Source organism: Acidobacterium sp. FHG110202_01 (assembly GCF_059115305.1).
Genome location: NZ_JBZYWJ010000001.1, coordinates 562,263 through 582,695 on the forward strand (window position 1 = coordinate 562,263; position 20,433 = coordinate 582,695).

15 protein-coding genes are annotated in these 20,433 nt (G+C 57.8%); 3 read left to right on the plus strand and 12 right to left on the minus strand.

All coding sequences use genetic code 11. The features are described from left to right. Positions 1-55: 55 nt before the first annotated feature. The 4 genes from AC5S16_RS02230 to AC5S16_RS02245 all read right to left on the minus strand — a co-directional run bounded on the left by AC5S16_RS02230 (position 56) and on the right by AC5S16_RS02245 (position 3,797). On the minus strand, positions 56-1,009 hold the full coding sequence (locus AC5S16_RS02230; protein ID WP_493928373.1) for a hypothetical protein: 954 nt from the start codon (positions 1,007-1,009) through the stop codon (positions 56-58). A gap of 34 nt (positions 1,010-1,043) precedes the next feature. Further along, positions 1,044-1,985 carry a glutamate formimidoyltransferase gene (gene ftcD / locus AC5S16_RS02235; protein WP_493928374.1) on the minus strand — a complete coding sequence of 314 codons (942 nt, stop codon included), beginning with the start codon at positions 1,983-1,985 and terminating at the stop codon, positions 1,044-1,046. Between the two features lie 132 nt (positions 1,986-2,117). Then, complete coding sequence (locus AC5S16_RS02240; protein WP_493928375.1) at positions 2,118-2,843, minus strand: acyloxyacyl hydrolase; 726 nt, start codon at positions 2,841-2,843, stop codon at positions 2,118-2,120. A gap of 207 nt (positions 2,844-3,050) precedes the next feature. Continuing rightward, positions 3,051-3,797 carry a YebC/PmpR family DNA-binding transcriptional regulator gene (locus tag AC5S16_RS02245; RefSeq protein WP_493928376.1) on the minus strand — a complete coding sequence of 249 codons (747 nt, stop codon included), beginning with the start codon at positions 3,795-3,797 and terminating at the stop codon, positions 3,051-3,053. 190 nt (positions 3,798-3,987) lie between these two features. Here AC5S16_RS02245 and AC5S16_RS02250 point away from each other — a divergent pair, with 190 nt between their 5' ends. Further along, positions 3,988-5,397: an outer membrane beta-barrel protein gene (locus tag AC5S16_RS02250; protein ID WP_493928377.1), complete on the plus strand. Its 1,410-nt coding sequence runs from the start codon at positions 3,988-3,990 to the stop codon at positions 5,395-5,397. Position 5,398: 1 nt separating this feature from the next. Here AC5S16_RS02250 and AC5S16_RS02255 read toward each other — a convergent pair whose 3' ends face one another. The 5 genes from AC5S16_RS02255 to AC5S16_RS02275 form a co-directional block, all read right to left on the minus strand. Next, positions 5,399-6,493: a sugar ABC transporter substrate-binding protein gene (locus tag AC5S16_RS02255; RefSeq protein ID WP_493928378.1), complete on the minus strand. Its 1,095-nt coding sequence runs from the start codon at positions 6,491-6,493 to the stop codon at positions 5,399-5,401. A 41-nt stretch (positions 6,494-6,534) separates the two neighbouring features. Continuing rightward, the gene (locus tag AC5S16_RS02260) at positions 6,535-8,040 is read right to left on the minus strand and encodes a rhamnulokinase (protein WP_493928379.1); all 1,506 of its coding nucleotides are present in this window, start codon (positions 8,038-8,040) and stop codon (positions 6,535-6,537) included. Continuing rightward, positions 8,009-10,240 carry a bifunctional rhamnulose-1-phosphate aldolase/short-chain dehydrogenase gene (locus tag AC5S16_RS02265; RefSeq protein ID WP_493928380.1) on the minus strand — a complete coding sequence of 744 codons (2,232 nt, stop codon included), beginning with the start codon at positions 10,238-10,240 and terminating at the stop codon, positions 8,009-8,011. Before AC5S16_RS02265 ends, AC5S16_RS02260 begins: the two co-directional genes overlap by 32 nt. An 86-nt stretch (positions 10,241-10,326) precedes the next feature. Next, positions 10,327-11,517 (minus strand): sugar isomerase, encoded by a 1,191-nt coding sequence (locus AC5S16_RS02270; protein WP_493928381.1) that lies wholly within the window; start codon positions 11,515-11,517, stop codon positions 10,327-10,329. Positions 11,518-11,649: 132 nt separating this feature from the next. Further along, positions 11,650-12,291, minus strand: coding sequence for a phosphoribosyltransferase (locus AC5S16_RS02275; protein WP_493928382.1), 642 nt, complete (start codon positions 12,289-12,291; stop codon positions 11,650-11,652). Positions 12,292-12,391: 100 nt separating this feature from the next. Between AC5S16_RS02275 and AC5S16_RS02280 the strand changes: the two genes are divergently transcribed. Both AC5S16_RS02280 and AC5S16_RS02285 read left to right on the plus strand, forming a co-directional pair. After that, on the plus strand, positions 12,392-13,081 hold the full coding sequence (locus AC5S16_RS02280) for a response regulator transcription factor (protein ID WP_493928383.1): 690 nt from the start codon (positions 12,392-12,394) through the stop codon (positions 13,079-13,081). Beyond that, entirely contained in the window at positions 13,078-14,526 is a 1,449-nt protein-coding gene (locus tag AC5S16_RS02285; RefSeq protein ID WP_493928384.1) for a sensor histidine kinase, read from the plus strand. Before AC5S16_RS02280 ends, AC5S16_RS02285 begins: the two co-directional genes overlap by 4 nt. 1 nt (position 14,527) lies before the next feature. Here AC5S16_RS02285 and AC5S16_RS02290 read toward each other — a convergent pair whose 3' ends face one another. The 3 genes from AC5S16_RS02290 to AC5S16_RS02300 are packed head-to-tail and all read right to left on the minus strand — an operon-like array spanning position 14,528 to position 20,240. After that, positions 14,528-17,572: an efflux RND transporter permease subunit gene (locus tag AC5S16_RS02290; RefSeq protein ID WP_493928641.1), complete on the minus strand. Its 3,045-nt coding sequence runs from the start codon at positions 17,570-17,572 to the stop codon at positions 14,528-14,530. Positions 17,573-17,631: 59 nt separating this feature from the next. After that, positions 17,632-18,918, minus strand: coding sequence for an efflux RND transporter periplasmic adaptor subunit (locus AC5S16_RS02295; RefSeq protein ID WP_493928385.1), 1,287 nt, complete (start codon positions 18,916-18,918; stop codon positions 17,632-17,634). Positions 18,919-18,923: 5 nt separating this feature from the next. Next, positions 18,924-20,240, minus strand: coding sequence for a TolC family protein (locus AC5S16_RS02300; protein ID WP_493928386.1), 1,317 nt, complete (start codon positions 20,238-20,240; stop codon positions 18,924-18,926). Between the last annotated feature and the right edge of the window lie 193 nt (positions 20,241-20,433).

Sequence of the window (20,433 nt, forward strand, 5' to 3'; positions counted from 1 at the left end):
AAAACAAAACGCCCTGACCATCAGCCAGGGCGCTTATATCATCGCTTTGCGGAATTTAATGCACGACCGACTGGAACAACGGCGACTGCAGCAGAGTAGCGAACTGGCTTTCTGAAGTAGCAAAGCGCACCTGCAACGTTCCTGCGCTTGAGCCGATGGTCGTATTGTCAATTGCAGCCTTCTCCGCCGCCGTTCCCGACATCTTCTTGTACATCGCAGCCGCGTTCAGTAGAGACGACATCGTCGCAGCCGTGATCGTATCCGGAGTGACTACATCGAGATTGAACTTCACGCCATTGTTGAAGTTCATTGTGTAGCGCGATCCGGTCAGGCGCTTCTTCACCGTCTCGTAGTCGGCCAGCTGCGATGCGTCACCCAGCACGCCGCGCATCATCATCTGCGTGCCCTTCTGGTCGAGGATGCTCCAGATCGGCTCGGTGTCCACAGCCGACATCTGCTGCATCATCGTGTCATTCGCGAGCAGGCTGGGTGCAAGACCGTCGCGCGCGTCCAGCGCGTACTTGATCGAATCGCTACCCCCGAAGACCATCGTCGTCGGGTTCAGGAAGCAGACCAGCATACCGCCGTCACCCATGGGGTACAGCACATTGTCGCGAACCTTTGTAGGCTTGACCTTCTTCTTGCGGAAATTCGCGAGAAGGTCCTGCAGCTGGAACTGCCCCTGCGCTACGCCAACGATCCGGGTATAGTCCGCGCCACTGTTCGTGCGGAACGCCGCGAATGCCAACTCATCCACATCGTGGTTGTCATTCAGGCCGGAAGTCTTAAGCGACTGCTCCAGTTCCTTGAGCTCTGGCGGAAGTACGCGCGCCTTCAGGCTCATGGCCGCATCAGAATTCTGCATGGCGCGGTAATCCACCACAATCAGCTGCTGCACATCTTTGGGGATGGCCCCGCGCGCGTCTCCACTCAATTGCGCGGCCCATGCCGGCAGACCCGCAAGACACACGGCAGCGGCTGCCAGACAAACCTTCTTGCCAAACTTCAAGTTTCTACCTCCGGGGACCCTACCCCTGAATTATCTATTTTAGACCGGTGCGGGTTGACTCCGATACAGGCCAGTCGATCGGACGCTCCAACTTGCGCTCCAGGAGCTTCTCGTCAGGATTGAACCCATCTAATTGACGCACCCACTCGCTATCCGGCTCAAACGCCGCCTCAGGCAGAAGGCCGATCAGCTCTCCGCGCACGGGCTGGGTCTTGTGTTTGTCCGTCAGCCGCTTTACTGCAGCGTAAGCATCACCTACGGAAGTCTGCCGGAAGTCTGTGATATTCATGGAGATCTGCGCCATCCCATGCGCCTGAACTCCCATGGCTTTCAGGCCCGAAAGCCCCCCGGCCGAAGCACGAATTTCCTTGGCAATTGCGCGCGCCGTCGCGACGTTCTCCGTATCCAGATAGATGTTGTAAGCAATCAGCACTCGCCGTGCGCCCACCGCAGAAGCTCCAGCGGTCGGATGAAGATCTGGCCCGCCAATATCCGGGCGGCGCGTCACATCCTTACGCACCGCATCGCGCAGCCCCTCGAACTGCCCCTGGCGCACGCTTTCCAGCAGAGCGCGGTCAGGCCTCGATGCCGCTGCTTCGTAAAAATATACCGGCACATGATGCCGCTTCCAGATTTCCGCCCCAGCCTGGCGCGCCAGCAGAGCGCACTGCTCAATCGAAACGCCGCGCACCGGCACAAACGGAATCACGTCCGCAGCGCCAATCCTCGGATGCACGCCTTCCTGCGCGGTAAGGTCGATCAGCTCCGCAGCGCGGCCTGCGGCACGAACCGCAGCCTCCATCACAATCGCAGGCGGCCCGGCAATCGTCACCACAGATCGGTTGTGATCCGCATCGAGCGACCAGTCGAGCAGCAGAATGCCATCAAGCCGCATGGCCGAAATGATGGACATGACCTTCTCACGGTCACGTCCTTCAGAAAAATTAGGCACGCATTCGATGAGTGCTTCGCTCATAGGCTTTTTGAGGGAAACAGGGATTTAGGGAAGTAGGGAAATAGGATTAGGGAACAGAGGATGTGACTATTTCCCTATTTCCTTTTCCTGGCTCCCTTATTCCCTGTTCCCTTATTCCCCTACTTCCCTGCCTCAATGCCACCAGGTGTAGCCGATCTGGAATTGTACGCTGGCGTTCACTCCCGGGTTGCGGTCACCGAGCGACGCGCTTGAAATATGGATTGCATTCGCGCCAAAAGTGACCGCCTGCTTCGGCTTCACAAAATAGTGAAAGCCGACGCCAAACTGTGGCGTGAAATTCCAAACGCTCGTGCCTCCCGGTTCTCCGTGCGAAACAATAATGTCCGGCGGATACTTATGGTTCGTCCAGATCAGCCCGCCGGCGCCCTGCACCCAGGGAGCGATTCGTTTACCTGGCTTCAGGTCCCAGCGAAGAATGATCGGAGTAATACTGATGCCGGTGAACGTTCCGCCGTTGTAAGGCAGCAGCAGCGAGCCGGTCTGGCCTCCGAAGTCATAACGTGTTTCCTGCATGTGAGGGCCCGGCGTAAAGGACTGCCAGTAAGGCATCAGCTCGCCTGCGTATTCAAACTGCCCGCGAAAGATGCTGCTCAGGTGCTGGTCGGTGATGACCTTGCCCAGCCGCACTCCGGCACTGGTAAAGCTGAAGTCCGAACGGTCGCCCACCCCGACTCCGCCCTGAAAGAACGGCCCGAATTCCCATGGCCGCGTCGCCAAAACGGCGGACGCCGGACTGTCATTTGCCGGTGCTGGCCTTGATGCGGTCTGTGCAACAACTGCGAGTGAAAAACAAAAAGAAGCAAGAACTGCGAATGAGCACGCGAATTTTTTCTTCATAATGGATTCGTTCTTTTCTGATGCTCCGTTTAATTTTCTGTCTCATCGAGCGTTGAGTTTCTCGCGAGAAATTGATCGAGAGTTGTTTCCGTGCAAAGACTCTCTGGATTCTTCGCTCCGCTCAGAATGACAACCTATGGTCGTAGTTATCGCTTAAAAGAATGGCCGCCAACTGGCGGCCCTCTTTAAAAACTACTGATGACCGCGTCAGCCGGCAACTTCCTCCAGCTGCTTGGCGTCCATGTCGAAATTCGAATAGACGTTCTGCACGTCGTCATGGTCTTCGAGCGCTTCGAGGAGGCGGATCATCTGCGACGCCGTCGAGCCTTCGAGCTTGGTGTAGGTCGAGGCAATCATCGTCACCTCGGACATGACCGTCTCGATGCCCGCATCCTTGACTGCCTGCGCCACTGCTTCATACGCTGCAGGCTCGGTGATGATCTCCCAGGTATCGCCTTCGTCGTTCAGATCCTCGCCGCCAGCTTCAAGCACAATGCTCATCAGTTTCTCTTCATCGGCAGCGGTCTTGGGAATCGCGATGACCCCTTTTTTCGTGAACATGAAGCGCACTGAGCCCGACTCTCCCAGGTTGCCGCCGTTCTTCGAAAAAGCGTGCCGGATTTCGCTCACCGTGCGGTTGCGGTTGTCGGTCGTGGTGTCGACAATAACTGCGACACCGCCCGGGCCGTAGCCTTCGAAGGTGATCTCTTCATAAATGGCGCCTGGCAGCTCGCCCGTTCCGCGCTGGATGGCGCGCTTGATATTGTCGGCCGGCATGTTCTCTGCCTTGGCGGCGGCAATGGCGGTGCGCAGGCGCGGATTGCCGTCAGGGTCTCCGCCTGAACGGGCTGCGATGGTGATTTCCTTGATCAGGCGCGTGAAGATCTTGCCGCGTTTTGCATCAAGAGCGCCCTTTTTGTGCTTAATTGTGGCCCATTTGGAATGGCCGGACATGGGAACCTCGGAAAGCGAACTGTGATTTTATTTACGGCGAAATGCCTGAAAACAGGTGTGGTTCCGGACACTTCCCGTAACCCATCAGTATAACAGGTGCCAGACAGACCATCCGCACCCGGCAGGCGATCTTTGTAACTCCCTTATTGCTTTCTTAATACTCTGTTGCGGTGTTTCTGGAGGCTGCTCAATGAAGGTATCGCCGCTTGTCACGCTCTTCGCGTGCATTTTGATCGCGCTCTCTTTCCCGCTCCCGGCCCAGACAGCATCCCGAGCTGATGAAATCAGAGAGTTGCGTCAGGATCTGAATGCCATTAATGCGCGGCTTACCCAGCTCGAAAAGGAAGAAGCCTCCGATTCCCCGGGAACCACCGCACCGGATGAGAATGCAGCCGCCCTGAGCGCGGCAAGCTCAGGCCTGTCAGCAAGGCCGCAGGCCGCGCAGCCGCAGCAGGTACTTTCATCGACAGATCGCAGCACTCTCGATTTCTTCAAGGGTACGACGATTAACATGGCGCTCGACGGCTACTATGAGTACAACTTCAACTATCCTATTGGCCGCGATAATCTCCTGCGCGCATATGACGTACTCAGCAACGCTTTCAGCCTGAACCAGGCGGACCTGATCATCGAGCATGCGCCCGACCCGGCCAACGGCAAGCGCTTTGGAGCCCGCGTCGACCTGCAATTCGGCGAGGCTACGGAGACGCTGCAGGGCAATCTTACCAATGAGCCGCGCCCTGAGATCTATCGCAACATTTTTCAGGCTTATGGGACCTATGTTGTTCCTGTGGGCAGCGGCCTGACTGTTGATTTCGGCAAATGGTCAAGCTCGCTCGGTATCGAAGGCAACTACACCAAAGACCAGATGAATTACTCCCGCTCTTACTGGTTCAATTACCTGCCCTTCTATCACGCCGGCATTCGCGCTAACTATGCCTTTACGCCCCGGCTTTCCGGTCACTATTGGATCGTTAACGGCACAAATCAGACCGAGCCCTTTAACAACTTCAAAGACCAGATGTTCGGCTTTGAAGCAAAACCTCACAAATCCATCGACTGGGTTGTGAATTACTATCTCGGCCAGGAGCATCCTGATTTTCAATATGTGACGAACGGCCCGTCCAACCTGCCTACACTTCAGGGCATGCCCTTCGCACCTATTCCCAATGCGCCGAAAGGCAAGACACACATCTTCGACAGCTACGCCACCTGGACGGCTACGCCGAAGCTCACCTTTGCGCTTGAGGGCGACTATCTCATCACTCGCGACCAGACCTACTCCGCACCGATGCACACGGATGGAGGCGCACTCTATGCCCGCTACCAGTTCAATCCTCTGCTTACGCTTGCCGGACGAACCGAATATCTCTCCGACCGCGGTGGGCTCTTCAGTGGAAAAGTGCAGGCGTTGAAGGAATTCACGCTCACTTTTGATCAGACAGTCGCGAATGGCTTTCTCGTGCGCGAAGAATTGCGCCACGACTTCTCGAACCAGCCATATTTTCTAACGGACAAGCTGGGCAATCTGAGCAACGATCAGACTACAGCGACCGTCGGCCTCGTCTGGTGGTTCGGAGGCAAGCAGGGCGCGTGGTAACTCAGTCCTGCTCCTGCATCATCTTCGCCGTTACGACGCGATGCTGCACATAGTTATAAGGAGGAACCGTGTGCCCGCGCAGAATCGCGATTCCCAGCTGAATCAGCCGCGGGCCGTAGGTGTGCGCTTCGTGTGAAACCGATGCGATGATCGGGCTGTGCTGCTTCTTCATCTCTTCCAGAACCTCAGGAATGCAGTCCTGCCCCACGATCGCCACCATCTTCTCGCGCTGTGCGTCCATGGTGGCCTGCAATGCGCCAAGCGCACTCGTGTCCGTGGCTGCAGCAATCAGGATGCGGTCTGTCTTCTGCCGCCGCTTGAAGAAGTCCGCGACAATGCGCGCGCTGGTGTCGCGCATCCCACGGCCTTCAAGGCGAATAAAAACCTCCTGTGAAAGCTCCGGCAGTTGCGAACGGATGCCTTCAAAGGCTCCGGTGACGCGGCTCTGCACAAAGGCACCGGCTTCGGCCACATCGAGACCAATCACCCAATCGACTTTCCTTTTCCATTTAGCGATAGCGTGCTGCGCCAGCAATTCGCCTGCCTCGTAGCCAACCTGAAAGTTGTCCACGCCGAAGTAGCAGGCATGCGGGTGGGGGATATCAATTGCGATCAGAGGAATGCCGGCGCGCGCAATGATGTGCGCAATCGAAGGCGCTACCTGCTCCTCGATCTGGAACTCAATCACCAGATCCACGCCTTCTGAGACAAACTCTTTGGCGTTCTTGATCGCTGTATCCGCCTCATAGCGGTTGTCGCGGTTCATCAGCTCCACGCCCGAAGCCGCAGCCGCGGCCTTCAGACTGCTGGTCACCGCCTCGGAGAAAGGCATCTCCGCGCTCTGCCCGGCAAAGCCGAAGCGCATCTTCTTGGGACGCGACACCAGTCGGTAGGATCCATCCGGCGACTGCGCAACGTATCCACGATGCACAAATGTTTTCAGGATGCGGTAGACGCTGGTCTTCGAAATCTGCGAGCGCTGGTAGATGGCTTCGAGCGTGATCGGCCGCTTTTCATCTTCGAGCAGCTCGAGGATATCGAGCGCCTTGGACAGGATAGGAATGAGATACAGCCGCTTGATCTTCTGCTGAGCCAATTCGAGTTGCGCCTCCGGAAACGGTCAGTATAGCAGCGGAGTCAACATTCCCTCATCCCGGTGAGCGCTCCAGCCCAGTAGGCGAGACGCTCCCGCGACCCTGCCGCGCCTTCCAGTACCGTGAGCTGCACGGCAAAGTTGCCGATGGTCGAGCTCTCCGCCACTCCGCAGATCAGCTCCAGTCCCGTTGCTTCCGTCGTCAGTTTGTTCAGGAACTGGTTCTGACTTCCGCCGCCGACAATCGAAAGCCGCTTGATCGTCTTGCCGCTGAGCGCAGCCACATTTTTCAGCACCTCTGCATATCGCGCCGCAAGACTATGAAAGATCAGCGACGCAAACTGCGGCATCGCCCCCGCGCTCTCTTCAAGAGGAGCAAGTCCGCGCCGAATCAACTGCGCATTGATGCGCAACGCCATGTTCCCATGCAGCAGCAGATCGTCGTCATCTACATCCAGCAGGTCTTTGGGAGCAGGCAGGCGCTCGGCCTCGACAATCAGTTCCGTCATGGTTCCGTTGCTCTCATTCGGACAAAGCTGCGCCATGCACTGCTTCAGCAGCCACATGCCATTCACATTTTTGTGGAAACACACCTGCCCACCGGCCGCGCCCAGATTGGTGAATCCTGCCTGAAAGGCTTCGGGAGTGTTGATCGAGTGATCCAGCAACGCTCCCACCAGCGACCATGTGCCCGAGCTGATGTAGGCCCAGTCATCGCCATGTAATGGGATTCCAGCAACCGCAGAAGCCGTATCGTGACAGCAGGGAGCAATCAGCTTCGCATCTTTGAAAACGGCCAATTCAGCAAGAAACCCTTGAGAGCCACCATCATGGGTGCCCCAGGTTCGCGAAGCTAACCTGGGTTCGTTCACCACCGCCCCGGTAGCCACCAACTCCGGAGCTGCCCCAACATCCAACCCGCACCGGTCGAAAATCTCCTTATTCCACGCCCGCGTCTTTGCATCCACTAGTCCAGTGTGCGTCGCATTCGTGTACTCAGAAATGCGCCTGCCGCCGAGATGCATCAGCACATATTCCGGAAGATTTACCCATGGAACATCATCCGCAACTCCGGCTAGCTTGTCGGCAACCAGTTGATACAGAGTATTGATGCGCAGAGGCTGCACCCCGCTCAGCGCAAACAGCTCTTCGTGCGAGATGTGCTTGCTGACCTCAGCCTCGGCTTCTTCGTTGCGCACATCGCGATAACAGTACGGAGCAGCCAGTGGCGTCCCATCTTCTTTCAGCCGGACATAATCCACTGCCCAGCCATCCACGCCGACCGAAGCTACCTCCCCTTGCACACGCATCGCGCACAAGCGCAGGCCCTTCTTCAGTTCCTCGCAGATGTGTTCAAGATTCCAGTACAGCCCGCCGCGCTCCTTTACCGGAGCATTGCTGAAGCGGTGCACCAGCTCAATGCGCGGCTTGCGCCCGTCCCAGGCAAGCAGCGAAACACGGCAGCTCTCCGCGCCCAGATCGATCGCAACAATGGCAGGCAGGTCATCGGGCATATCTTTAGCGGAGAAACGCGTCCACCAGTCCGCCATCCACAGGAATCAGATGGCCGGTTGTGCACGGGGCCTTCGGCCCGGCAAGAAAGAGAATCGCTTCCGCGCAAATCTTCGGATCGATCGGCTGGTGCGTCAGCGTACGCTTCGCGTAGAACTTCGCCAGCAGCATGCGCAGCTCTTCGTCGCTCTGCTTTTCATCGAATGGGATCTCGTACTTCTTGAGAGAAGCAATCACGCGGTCACGCGGGAACATCGTCGATCCCTTCACTACTGTCGCCGGACTGATGCCGTTCACCCGCACCAGCGGCGACTGCGAAACTGCCAGCTCGCGCACCAAATGGCTCACCGCCGCCTTGCTTACGTCGTAGGCCTCGCTGCCCTTCTTCGCGACCACTGCATTCGCCGAGCTGGTCAGCACAACGTTGGCCTGCAGGCCCTGATCGCGCAGCAGCTTGCCGATCTCTTCCACCAATAGGTAATTCGCCGTGACATTGACTTCGAGCGTGAGCCCCCACTGCGCATCGGAGATCACTCCATCCGGCGATGAAGGAAAGAGCGCAGCAGTGTTCACCAGAATGTCGATGCCGCCAAATGCCGCTACTGTGTCGCGTACGGCCGCGTGAATCGCATCACGGCTCCGGATATCGACGGCAACCGCAGTCGCAGCTTCCTTCCCTGCAGCTGCCTTTACTTCCGCTGCGACGTGCTCGGCTCCAGCCTGGTCCCGATCAGCCACCACCACATGCGCGCCGCGCTCTGCAGCCAGCAGCGCCACTTCTCTGCCGATGCCGCTACCACCGCCGACAACCAGCGCAATCTGGCGGCTCAATTCCTTTTCCGGAGGCTGGCGGCGAATCTTCGCCTCTTCGAGCTTCCAGTATTCAATGCGAAATGCCTCGGAAGCCGGCAGCGCAACATAGTTGTCTTCCACCTTGAAGTCGCTCGCGAGCTTCGCTGATCCGCACTGCGGAACCGTGCCCGTCACCTTGCCTTCTTCGAGAGCAGCCGCGCCCTTCATCACATGAATGGCGTTGACATAAAACTCGCCCGTGATGCGCGACTCCGGCTTGTTCTTGCCGAAGCTGAACATCCCCACGCCGGGAATCAGCACTACTGTCGGATTCGGATCGCGCATCTCCGGTGACGAATCTTCGCGATGCTTCTCGTAATACGACGCGTAGTCCTTGCGGTATTGCTCGAGGCCCTTCTCGATCTGCTGCTTCAGCGCGTCTATATCGGTTTCTGGGCCGCTCGCCGGGTCCCAGTCCACAAATAAAGGCCGAATCTTCGTGCGGATAAAGTGGTCCGGGCAGCTCGTGCCCAGATATGCAAGCTTCGCCGCGTCCGCCGAGTTCACAAACTCCAGCACCTCGGGCAGATCGACGTACGTTCCGATCAGCCGCTTCTGCTGCGAGACGCGTCCGCGCAGGAACGGCAGTATTTCCAGTGCAACATCACGGCGCGTATCCAGAGTCTTGCGCTTCTGCCCGCCGAAGATGCCGCTGCCCTTCTGCGCAATGTGCTTTTCGATAAAGTCCGTCAGCTGGTCGATGATCGAGATGGTGTTCGCATAGCACTCGCGCTGGGTGTTGCCCCACGTAAACAGACCATGCCCGCCAAGAACGACGCCGTCGCAATCAGGCGTTTCTGCAACGGCGCGCTTCAACATCATCCCCAGTTCAAATCCCGGACGCTGCCAGGGCAGCCACACCAGCTTGTGGCCATATTCGCGATTGAACTCGTCCATCTTTTCGAGCCCATTCGCCGCTGCTGCCAGCGCAATGCCGCAGTCAGGATGAAGATGGTCGACATGCGCAAACGGCAGAAAGCCATGCAGAGGGGTATCAATCGAAGACGCAACCGGGTTGATGCCGAAGGTACACAGCGGATAGTAATCCACCATCTCATCTTCGAACTCCACGCCCTTATACAGCGATTCCAGCGCCAGCAGCTTGTCGAGATACAGCGTCGCCAGCCCGGCGCGCTTGATGCTGCCCAGGTCGCCGCCGCTTCCCTTCACCCACAGCACCTGGCGCTTGCCGCCATCCAGCGGATCGGCCGCGTCGATCTTCGAGCTGGTATTGCCGCCGCCAAAATTCGTAATGCGCAGGTCAGAGCCCAGCAGGTTCGAGCGATAGCGCAGCAGTTCCGGCTCGTCCATTCCAGCAGTTTCGCTTTCCTTCCAGCGGTCTTCCAGATACTTGAGCTTCGGGTGGGCAACAACAGTGGATGACATGACTGACTTCCTTTTCTCCAGCTAGAGTGGTTCGCTTGTCAACTCGATTATATATCTATAAAGAAATAGTTTCTGTTAAGAAACTATCAAGCATAACTTGTCGTCAGCGACGCGTTGCGTGTCTTTCGCTCCTGCTCGATCTTCTCCACATATCCGCTCTCTCTCAGCGCCTTCAGGGGATCATCCGGCAGTCCGCGCCGCTCGCGCCATACTTTCAGCATCGGACGGACATCCGTCCAGAACGCATCGCGCAGGCACTCTTCGGCCTCGACTGTTTTTGCTGTCGACTGCAACTCCGCTAGCCGCTCGCGATCGACAAGAGCAGCCTTTGCATACAACTCCTGAGCCGCTACCACCGTCTGCACCATCGCTTCCATCTTGCCTTTGATGTTATGGCTCTGGTCAATCATGTAGGCAACCGCATTCGTCGCCTCCTGCTCCGGCTCGCTCAGAATCTCATGAAAGATGCGGAAGACCTGGTAGGGATCAATCGAGCCGATCGTCAGATCATCATCCGCATAACGGCGGTCGTTGAAATGAAATCCGCCCAGCAGACGCAGATGCAGCAGCCAGGCCACGATCTGCTCAATGTTCTGCGCCTGGTAATGATGGCCCGTATCGACCAGCACAACAGCCTTTTCGCCCGCCGCGCGCGCCAGATTCGCCGCCATGCCCCAGTCAGCAATGTCTGTGAAATAGAAGGCCGGCTCGAATGGTTTGTATTCGATCAGCAGCCGCTGGTCGTCATCGAGCGCATCATGCGCAATACGCAGCGCCTCTTCGAGCCACACAATGCGCTTGCGAATGCTCTGCGCGCCGGGATAATTCGCACCATCAGCAATCCACAGGGAAACATCCCGCGACCGCAACGCCTTGGCAATCTCCACCGAATCGAGCAGATGATCGATTGCCTTGCGACGGATCGCTGCATTGGGATTGCATATCGAACCGAACTTGTATTCCTGGTCCTGAAAGAGGTTCGGATTGATCGAGCCTGCGCGTACCCCATAGTGGGACTCGAGCTTCTGCACCTTGGCCGCATCGGAAACGCCTTCAGACAGGTCCCACAAAACATGGAGCGCCAGTGTGGGAGTTGCTCCAGTAAGCGAATGGACCTGCGCCGCATCGGCAAATTTTTCCTCGAGCGTTCCCGCAGCGCCGGGCTGCAGAAACTTGCCGAACCTCGTACCTGTATTCGCAAAGCCCCAGGAAGGAATTTCGATTACGAACTGATCCAGACGTTCCAGGACACGCTCGGAGCGGTCATCGATATGCATTTTTGTCCTCTCGGAACCTTGGTCTCTAAAAACATGTTGGAGTGTAGCTCCATATCTCGTACTTTTCAATAGGGATTCTATTTCATATTTGTATCAGGCAGGATGAACAAGAGAGACGTTTGTAGAAATCAGCTATTCTTGCGATTGCCGCAAGAGCTCCCGCACCTGCTCATCGCTGGTCTGCGAAAAATCGCGATAGAAAAAACCCACGGCAGGAAAATAATTCGATAACTCAAGGCAGATGAACTCGTCAGCGGTCTTCAACAGGTCCTGCTTCGCGTGAGGGGGAGCCACCGGAGTTGCCACAACAACCCTCTTCGGATGCTGCGCCCGCAGCACGGCCACCGCAGCCAGCATGCTCGCGCCCGTGGCGATCCCGTCATCCACTACAATCACAATCCTGTCGCTGATGGCGGGACGCGAGCGCACATCCATATAAAGCTGTTCCCTTCTCTCCAGCTCCTTCTCTTCCACAGCAATGGCACGCGCAAGCTCCTCCTCGCTCAATCCAAGCTTTCCAATGAGCGTATGGTCGAGAATCCTGATGCCGCCCGGAGCAATCGCACCCATTGCCAGCTCGGGCTGTGCCGGAACTCCCACTTTTCGCACCAGCAATACATCAAGCGGGGCATGAAGCTTCTGCGCAATCTCGAACGCTACCGGAACTCCGCCGCGAGGGAGCCCCGCCACCACCACATCGCCGCGGTCAGCATATTCTTTGAGTTGCGCGGCCAGGCGCAATCCGGCATCGGCTCTGTCGCGAAAGATATGCATTCCAGTCTTTAAGATGCGCCGCCGCCCCTCGTCCGCTGCGCAATACTCCGCTCGACTCCGGCTTCAGCCGCTCTTAATCTAAAAGAGAGACACTGTTTGAATGCGCATCCTTCTGGTAGAAGACGAGACCCGGCTGGCCGAAAATATAGCCTCAGCTCTGCGCGACGGCCCGGGCTTTGCTGTCGACATCGCCGAAGACGGCGAAGTCGGCCTCTACCTCGCAAAGGACACAGGCTACGACCTCATCATCCTCGACCTCATGCTGCCCAAACTCGATGGTCTCTCGCTGCTCATAAAGCTGCGTGCCGCCAACGACAGCACTCCCGTTCTGATTCTCACCGCTCAAGGCGAAAAGCAGTCCATCATCGAACTATTGAACGCCGGCGCCGACGACTACCTAAGTAAGCCTTTCGATCTCGGCGAGCTCATCGCCCGCACCAAAGCGCTCATCCGTCGCGGCAAGGGCGCGGCGCATCCTGTATTTTCTGTCGCTGATATCGAAGTGAACTCACTCGAACAGGTTGTGCGCCGCGGGGGCCAGGTTGTCGAGCTATCTCCTATGGAGTACCGCATTCTCGAATACCTTATCCACCGCCCCCGCGTCGTCGTCTCCAAGCGGGAACTCCTCGAACATCTCTACGATTACAACTGGGAGCACCACTCCAACGTTATCGAAGCGCACGTTTCCAACCTGCGCAAGAAACTCGATGCTGCATCCGACGAACCCAGCATCGAGACGCTCCGCGGCCGCGGATACCGCCTCATCATCAGCCGCGAGGAGAACGCATGAAGTCCTGGTCCATTACGCGGAGGCTCATCGTAACCGTCCTTCTGGTGGAGCTCGTTTCTGCGCTCTGCGTTACCACCATGGCGTGGCTTTATGAGAGCCACAACCATCTCCGCTCTTTTGACGTGATGCTGCATGGCCGCGCCGACCTGCTGTTCGGATCGGTCGAAGATGCCGACGATGCGGAAGACAACGTCATGCTCGACAGAAGCGATCTCAATGTGCCGGCCGAGGACGTCTACGAAGTTCACGATGAAAAAGGTCGTCTCCTTGGCCGCTCGTCAAACTGGGGCGGCCTTCCTGATCTGGACACACGGCCGGATGACATCTTCCATCTCACCCTGCATGACCGCGACTACCGCGCCCTCGTCGTTCACGGCCTTCGCATCGTCGACCCAAATGATTCGAAGGGCGGTGTCCCGCACCACGTCACCATCGTTTACGGCGCGCCCACAAAACACCTGTGGCATGCAGTGATGGAACCGGTCAGGTTTTACGCCATCTCAAGCCTCGTGCTGCTTGCGATTACCGGCATCATTATGGCGTGGCTGCTTAACCGCAGCCTCAAGCCGCTGCGCGAACTGGCCGCCGATGCGGCAACCGTTTCCGTCAATTCATGGAAGTTCACGCCTTCGGAACAGGCGCGCTCTACCAGAGAGCTCGCCCCGCTGGTCGAAGCACTCGAAGCTGCCCTGCAGCGGCTGGAGCATTCCTTCACACAACAACGCCGTTTCATCAGCGATTCCGCGCACGAGCTGAAGACCGGAGTCGCCGTCGTCAAGTCCTCCCTTCAGGTGCTGGGCATGAAGCCGCGAACAACTGAGGAATACCAGGCCGGTCTCGAGCGTTGCGAAACCGACTGCGTCCGCATGGAAGAGATCGTCGCGCGTATGCTCACTCTCGCCCGCGTCGAAGCAGCAGCCGGCAAGCCTTCTACTACTGCGCCGTCCGACCTCTCGTCCCTGCTCCGCCAGATTTCAAACCAGCTTCATCCGATAGCCGAGGTTCGCGGAATCACCGTAGCACTCTCACTGCCTGGATCGCTTCCTGTACTTCTCGCACAGGAAGAAGGCAGCCTGCTCTTTTCCAATCTGCTGTTGAATGCCTTGCAGCACAGCAGCGCAAGCACAACCATCACCGTCAGCGCGAACATCAGTCCTGACTCTGCAGAAATACAGATCGCCGATCAGGGAGACGGCATCAACCCCGAAGCACTGCCCCACGTCTTCGAGCCCTTTTACCGCGATGACCCTTCACGCAATCGCAACACCGGAGGCACCGGCCTTGGTTTATCCATAGCAAAAGCCATTGTCGATGCCGCCGGCGGCGTCATCTCCATCCAAAGCCAGCTCGGCACCGGAACCACAGTGACCGTCTCTTTACCACTGGCCATGGATCGTCATACTGAGCCGCACGAAGTATCTGCCGCCCGGGTATCCGTGGCGTAGTTCAAACAACTTCTTCCCGATGCCGCGTCAGGTAGTAATACACCACCGGAGTCACAAGCAGACTCAGCACCATCGAAATGCAAAGGCCGCCGATCACGGCAATCGCCAGCGGCTGCAGCATCTGCGAACCTGAGCCGAGAGCTAACGCAAGCGGCAGCATCCCGCAGACCGCGGCAATCGCCGTCATCAGGATTGGCCGCAGACGCCGCTGCGCCGCATGTACCATCGCGTCTCTCGGACTCGCGCCCTGAGCGCGGAACTTCTCATCAGCATCGAGCAGCAGGATTCCATTTTTAGCCACGATGCCGATGACCATAATCAGCCCCATAAACGACGCGACATTAAATGTAGTACCCGTGATGAGCAGCGCAATCACCACGCCCGCAATCGAGAGCACCGACGAAGTAAGAATCGCTACCGGGGCCGAGAAATTACGAAACTCCGTCAGCAAAACTCCAAAGACCAGCGCCAGCGCCAATAGCAGCACCTGCATCAAGTCATGGAAGGACTTCTGCTGCTCCTCATACGTGCCGCCGTATTCCACGCGCACATTGGGAGGCAGATGAAGTCCATCGACTGTCTGACGCACTTGCACCATCGCCGTGCCCAGATCCGACCCTTCGAGACGCCCCGTGACCACTACCATCTGCTGCAGATTCTCTCTGCGGATTTCGTTCTGCGGCGGCAGCTGCTGAATCTGTGCCAGCGATCCCAGCGTCGCCGTATGCCCCGTGCTGCTGTTGAAGACCGTGTTCTGGATTGCATCCAGAGAGTTGCGTGTCTCATCTCCCAGCCGGACACGAATCGTATAAGGCCGGTTATTGGCGATCAGAGGATTCGTTGCTGCAATGCCGTCAAGAATGCTCGTCGCGTCCTCTGAAACTTCCGTAGGAGTGAACCCAAGCCGCGCTGCAACAATCGGATCTACCTGGAAATTTGTCGCCGGCCCGCTGATCGTGTTCTCGATGCCGTCCTGCACATCGACCACGCCTTTGATCTTGCCGATGGCATCGCCTACACGCGGTCCGAGTTGGTTGAGCAACGCCTGATCATTCGCAAATATCTTGATCTGGATCGGTTCCGGTGCATTCGAAAGATCGCCGATCATGTCCTGCAGAACCTGCGTGAACTCAACATCGAGTTCCGGCTCAGTTTCTTTGATCTTCTCGCGAACGTCTGCCATCACTTCATCGATGCCGCGGTCGCGCTTGTTTTTCAGCTTCACCGTGAAGTCGCCATAGTTAGCTTCCGTGACTGCGGCCAGCCCCATCTGCAGCCCGGTACGACGCGACGTAATGTCGACTTCAGGCGTTTCCCGCAGAATGCGTTCCACATGCTGGAGCACGCGGCTTGTTTCCGTCAGCGAACTGCCTGCAGGCATGATGTAGTCAAGGATGAAACCGCCCTCATCCATTTCCGGCAGCAGATCGGAGCCGAGCGCCTGATAGGCAAACCATGTCCCGATCACGAGAACGACACAGCCCGCGCCAAGCAGCAATGGATTCTTGAGTGACCACTCCAGCGTACGGCTGTGCCAGTCCATGATGCGGCGAAGGGAGTGCCCCGGCTCGTGCTTCGAAGATGAGGACGCATGATGGTTCCGCTCGCGCAGCATGACCAGGCTCAGCCCGGGCGTCCACGTAAGTGCCAGCAACAGCGAGGTCAGCAGCGCCGCCGTCATTGTTACCGCCAGCGCGCGGTAGAAGCTGCCCGTAACGCCGGCAACAGAGATCAGCGGCAGAAAAACAACCACGGGCGTAATCGTCGACCCGATCAGCGGGGACATGATCTCAGACAGCGCCTTACGCACTGCTTCGACGCGCGTCTCGCCCGAATCGCGATGGAGAACGATGTTCTCGACTACCACGATAGCGTCGTCGATCACGAGGCCGATCGCCGCGGCCAGCCCGCCGAGCGTCATCAGGTTGAAGCTCTCTCCAATCGCCCAGAGGAAGAGAATTGTAACCGATACAGTTGCAGGAATCACCAACCCCGCGACAATCGAAGAAGTCCAGTCACGCAAAAAGAGAAAGAGAATGACACACGCCAGCAGAAGCCCGATCAGAATGGCGTCGCGCACGCTCGAAATGCTCTCGCGCACAAGCTGTGACTGGTCATAGAACGGCGCCAGTTTCACTCCCGGCGGCAGCTTCTTCTGCAACTGCTGCACTTCATCCGCCACGGCATTGGCAACCGCTACAGTATTGCTGGCATTCTGCCGCGCTATGTTGATCAGCACAGCAGGCTTGCCGTTAGCCGTCACCATCGTATAGATGGGCATCATCGCCGGCTTCACCGTGGCCACGTCAGCCACGCGCACAGGAGCGCCTCCCGGCGTGGTCTTGATGACCAACTGGCTCAGCTCGGCAGCGTTGTGAACCTGCGCCCCCACCAGCCCGAGAATCAGCTGATGGTTCTCTTCATAGAGCCCCGGTGAATCGATCACGTTCGACGCCTGGATCGCATTCACCAGATCGGTGATCGTCACTCCCGATGCCTGCAGGCGCGCAAGGTCAGGAACCACATGAAACTCAGGCACCTTGCCGCCTTGCACGATTACTGTACTCACTCCGGCGACACGGTTCAGCGGAGGCTTCAGATCATAGGTAGCAATCTCCCACAAATCTGTTTGCGAGACCGTATCGGAAGTCAGGCTGTAGCCAAGAATCGGAAACGTCGCGAAGGTAAGCCGGTTCGTGGTGATGCGCGCCGTCGGAGGCAACGTCTGCTCCACCTTCGCCAGCGCCGCATCCACCAGTTGCAGCGTATGGAACATGTCGACATTCCAGCCAAAGAAGAGGCTCACTTCCGCCGATCCGCGGCTCGTCGTCGAGCGCACAGTCTGCAGACCGGGAACGCTGTTTACCGCATCTTCAATCGGCTTGGTAATGGTCACCTGCATCTGCTCGACCGGCATCACTCCGTTATCGATGCTGATCACCACGCGCGGAAAATTCGTCTCGGGAAAAACCGAGATCGGCACCTGCAAGGCAAGATAGATTCCGGCAGCCGTCAGAACAATGACGAAGAAGAAGACCGTCCGCATCGTGCGGGAAAGCCAGAAGCCTTTCTCCACAGCCGGACGCGAAATGGGAGAGCTGGTGATCACTTGTCGTCTCCGCCTTTGCCTGCCGCCGGCTTTTCATCGCCTCCGCCCTCTGAGGCCAGCTTTACTTTGGTTCCATCGTCGAGTCCGTATGCGCCTTCGGTGATGACCATGTCCGTTGCCGAGAGTCCACTAGTAATCTGCACATCATCCGCATCGCGAATGCCGATTTCCACTGCCTTCTTGTGCGCAACTCCATCAGAACCCATCAGCATGACCGACTTGCTTCCGTCCTGTGCCGCTAGAAGCGCGCTTGCTGGAACCTTCAACGCATCAGGGATAGTCTGCGTCGCAATCGAAACATGTACCGGAGTGCCTACCTTGAGTTCGCCTTTTTTATTTTCGATGCGCAGCCACACTTCCACCGTCGTGCTTCCCGGATCAAGTGCCGGGCTGATGAGCGATACCTTCGCTGGAACCGGATCATCTACACCGGGAACGCTCACCGTCGCCGCATCCCCAACTTTGAGTGACTGCGCCAGCAGCTGCGAGATATGCACTTTCGCCAGCAGCGCCGATGTATCCATGACTGTCAGAATCGTCGAGCCAGCAGCCACCGTTTCGCCGGCAAAGAGTGGACGGTCGGTCACAACACCATCAATCGGGCTGTGAATCTCCGAGTAGCTCACCTGCGCCTCCGCGCCCAGGTATTTTCCCTTGGCGGAATCCAGCTGACCCGCTGCTGATTTCAGCGCCGCCTCATGGCTTACCGCCTTCATCGACTCAAGGTGCTTCTTGGCCGCGTCATACGCAGCCTGCGCCTGCACCAGCGCGGCAACCGCTGTGTCGAGATCGCGTCCCGGAATCGCGCCTTCAGCAAAGAGCTGCTTGCGGCTGTTCACAATGCTCTGGTTCAGATCGAGATTCGCCTTGGCCTGTGCAAAATCAAGCTCGGCCTTCTGGTAATCTTCCGGAACCTGCGCGCGCGTCGATGTATCGTATGCTGCCTGGGCCGCCGTGAAACTGCCCTTGTTGTCGAGCGCCGCAGCTTCCAGGTCGCGGTTCTCCAATGTGGCTAGCAGCTGGCCCGCCTTCACATGCGCACCGCGCTGGACATAAAACTTCTTTACCGGTGCGCTGATCTTCGGTGCAATCGCCGCCTGCGCCAGCGGAGCCAGCACCGCATCAGCTGTAATATGCGCCGCTATCGGCCCAGTCTCCGGATGCTGCGCCTTCACTTCCACCTCAACCTGCGGCGTCGCTTCTTTCTTCGCGCACCCAGCGGCCAACGCCAGCGCAGCCACAGCAAACGCGCCGGCAATCATCTGCGAATATCTCTGTCTCATCTCTTTCACAGCGTTCCCGTCAAAGTCTGGAGATTGGCCAGTGCCAGTTCATAGCGGATGCGCCCGTCTTCATGCGCATTCTCAGCCAGTGTGAGCGCGTTCTGCGCATCCACTACTTCAAGCACTGTCGCCTCGCCTCCCGTGTAGCGAAGCTTCGTGAGCCGCAGGCTTTCCGTGGCTGTCTGCACGCTTGTATCGAGCGAGTTGAGCTGGCTGTGCGCAGCCAAAGCCTCGGAATAGAACTCATCAAGCTCCGCAATCAGCCTCTTCTGCGCGGCTGACAACGCAACGCGCGTAGCCTCACGGCGAATCTCGCTCTGCTTCACTTTATGCTGCGTGGAAAGCCAGTCCCACACCGGAATATCCACTGTCACTGCCGCCGAGTAGCCCAGGTTGTGCACGCCATCCGGCCCATTCACCGCGAACTGCGGAGCATCAATACCATAGGCGAAGTTCACTCCCAGATCAGGCAGGTAAGCGGCCCGCGCCGCCAGCACTTCTGCATCGCTTTGCCTCAGCGCCGCGAGCGCGCTCTTCACATCAGGATTGTTCGCTGATGCCGCTGCTTCAATCGCTTCGCGTGTCGGAAGATCTTTCGTTGCTGCGCTCTTTTCGAGATCATAAGCAGTGCGCGGATCAGGAAAGAGCAGCACAGCCAGTTCCAGCCGCGCCTTTTCCGCAGCAACTTTGGCATCAGACAAATCGCGCTGCCGCTGCTGCTGTTCCAGCTGCGCTTTGATCACATCCGCATGCGCCACTTCCCGCGCCGTCTCGCGCTTCTGCGTCAGATCAACAAACGCATCGGCCTCGCCCGCTGCGCGCGTCGCCACTGTAAGCTTCTGATCTGCTCCGAGCAGCCCGTAATACAGGTTCACTACCGTCACAACCAGCCCGCGTCGCGCCACTTCAAGCTGTGCCGCAGCCACTGCTGCAGCAGCATCCACGCGCTTTACTTCGGCAACCTGTCCAACGCCGATCGTCTCGTTTACCAGCCCCTGGCTCGCATACTCGCGCACTGCATTGTTCGCGATAAAGCGCGGAGACGGCTGCGCTCCCACTCCCTGTCCTGCCTGGTTCTGCTCTCCATTCGGCTGCGTGTAGAGCACCTGGTTGTGATACACCGCATTGGGCAGCAGTGCCGCACGCGCAATCGAGCGGTCAAGGGCAGCCACCTTGCTGTCAGCAACGCTTGCAGCAAAAGCAGGCTCATTTGCCTGTGCTCGGTGGATGGCATCATCCAGATTCATCACCACAGGCGCGCCTGATGTGGCTTGCTGCGCGCTTAACAATGTGCCCGCAGCCAGCAGTAGCGCGCAGGGCACGAACTTCCCGGGTCGCAAAGACATTCCTATGCAGGGTAAATAGCACAACCTTAAAGCTATATGAACAATGCGTGTGGTCTGACCAGCCAAAACATCTCCTTATTCTGCATTTTGCACGAGTATCCTTATCAAAACCTTAGATCGGTTGCTTTTGCCTCATTTTGACTGCAGAAAATCCAACGTCTTGAAACTC

What these genes read in the sequence shown, in the direction of transcription:
- ftcD (WP_493928374.1), bottom strand. Translation starts at nt 1,985, where the DNA reads ATGAGCGAAGCACTCATCGAATGCGTGCCTAATTTTTCTGAAGGACGT.
- AC5S16_RS02240 (WP_493928375.1), bottom strand. Translation starts at nt 2,843, where the DNA reads ATGAAGAAAAAATTCGCGTGCTCATTCGCAGTTCTTGCTTCTTTTTGT.
- AC5S16_RS02245 (WP_493928376.1), bottom strand. Translation starts at nt 3,797, where the DNA reads ATGTCCGGCCATTCCAAATGGGCCACAATTAAGCACAAAAAGGGCGCT.
- AC5S16_RS02250 (WP_493928377.1), top strand. Translation starts at nt 3,988, where the DNA reads ATGAAGGTATCGCCGCTTGTCACGCTCTTCGCGTGCATTTTGATCGCG.
- AC5S16_RS02260 (WP_493928379.1), bottom strand. Translation starts at nt 8,040, where the DNA reads ATGGCGGACTGGTGGACGCGTTTCTCCGCTAAAGATATGCCCGATGAC.
- AC5S16_RS02265 (WP_493928380.1), bottom strand. Translation starts at nt 10,240, where the DNA reads ATGTCATCCACTGTTGTTGCCCACCCGAAGCTCAAGTATCTGGAAGAC.
- AC5S16_RS02270 (WP_493928381.1), bottom strand. Translation starts at nt 11,517, where the DNA reads ATGCATATCGATGACCGCTCCGAGCGTGTCCTGGAACGTCTGGATCAG.
- AC5S16_RS02275 (WP_493928382.1), bottom strand. Translation starts at nt 12,291, where the DNA reads ATGCATATCTTTCGCGACAGAGCCGATGCCGGATTGCGCCTGGCCGCG.
- AC5S16_RS02280 (WP_493928383.1), top strand. Translation starts at nt 12,392, where the DNA reads ATGCGCATCCTTCTGGTAGAAGACGAGACCCGGCTGGCCGAAAATATA.
- AC5S16_RS02285 (WP_493928384.1), top strand. Translation starts at nt 13,078, where the DNA reads ATGAAGTCCTGGTCCATTACGCGGAGGCTCATCGTAACCGTCCTTCTG.
- AC5S16_RS02290 (WP_493928641.1), bottom strand. Translation starts at nt 17,572, where the DNA reads ATGCGGACGGTCTTCTTCTTCGTCATTGTTCTGACGGCTGCCGGAATC.
- AC5S16_RS02295 (WP_493928385.1), bottom strand. Translation starts at nt 18,918, where the DNA reads ATGAGACAGAGATATTCGCAGATGATTGCCGGCGCGTTTGCTGTGGCT.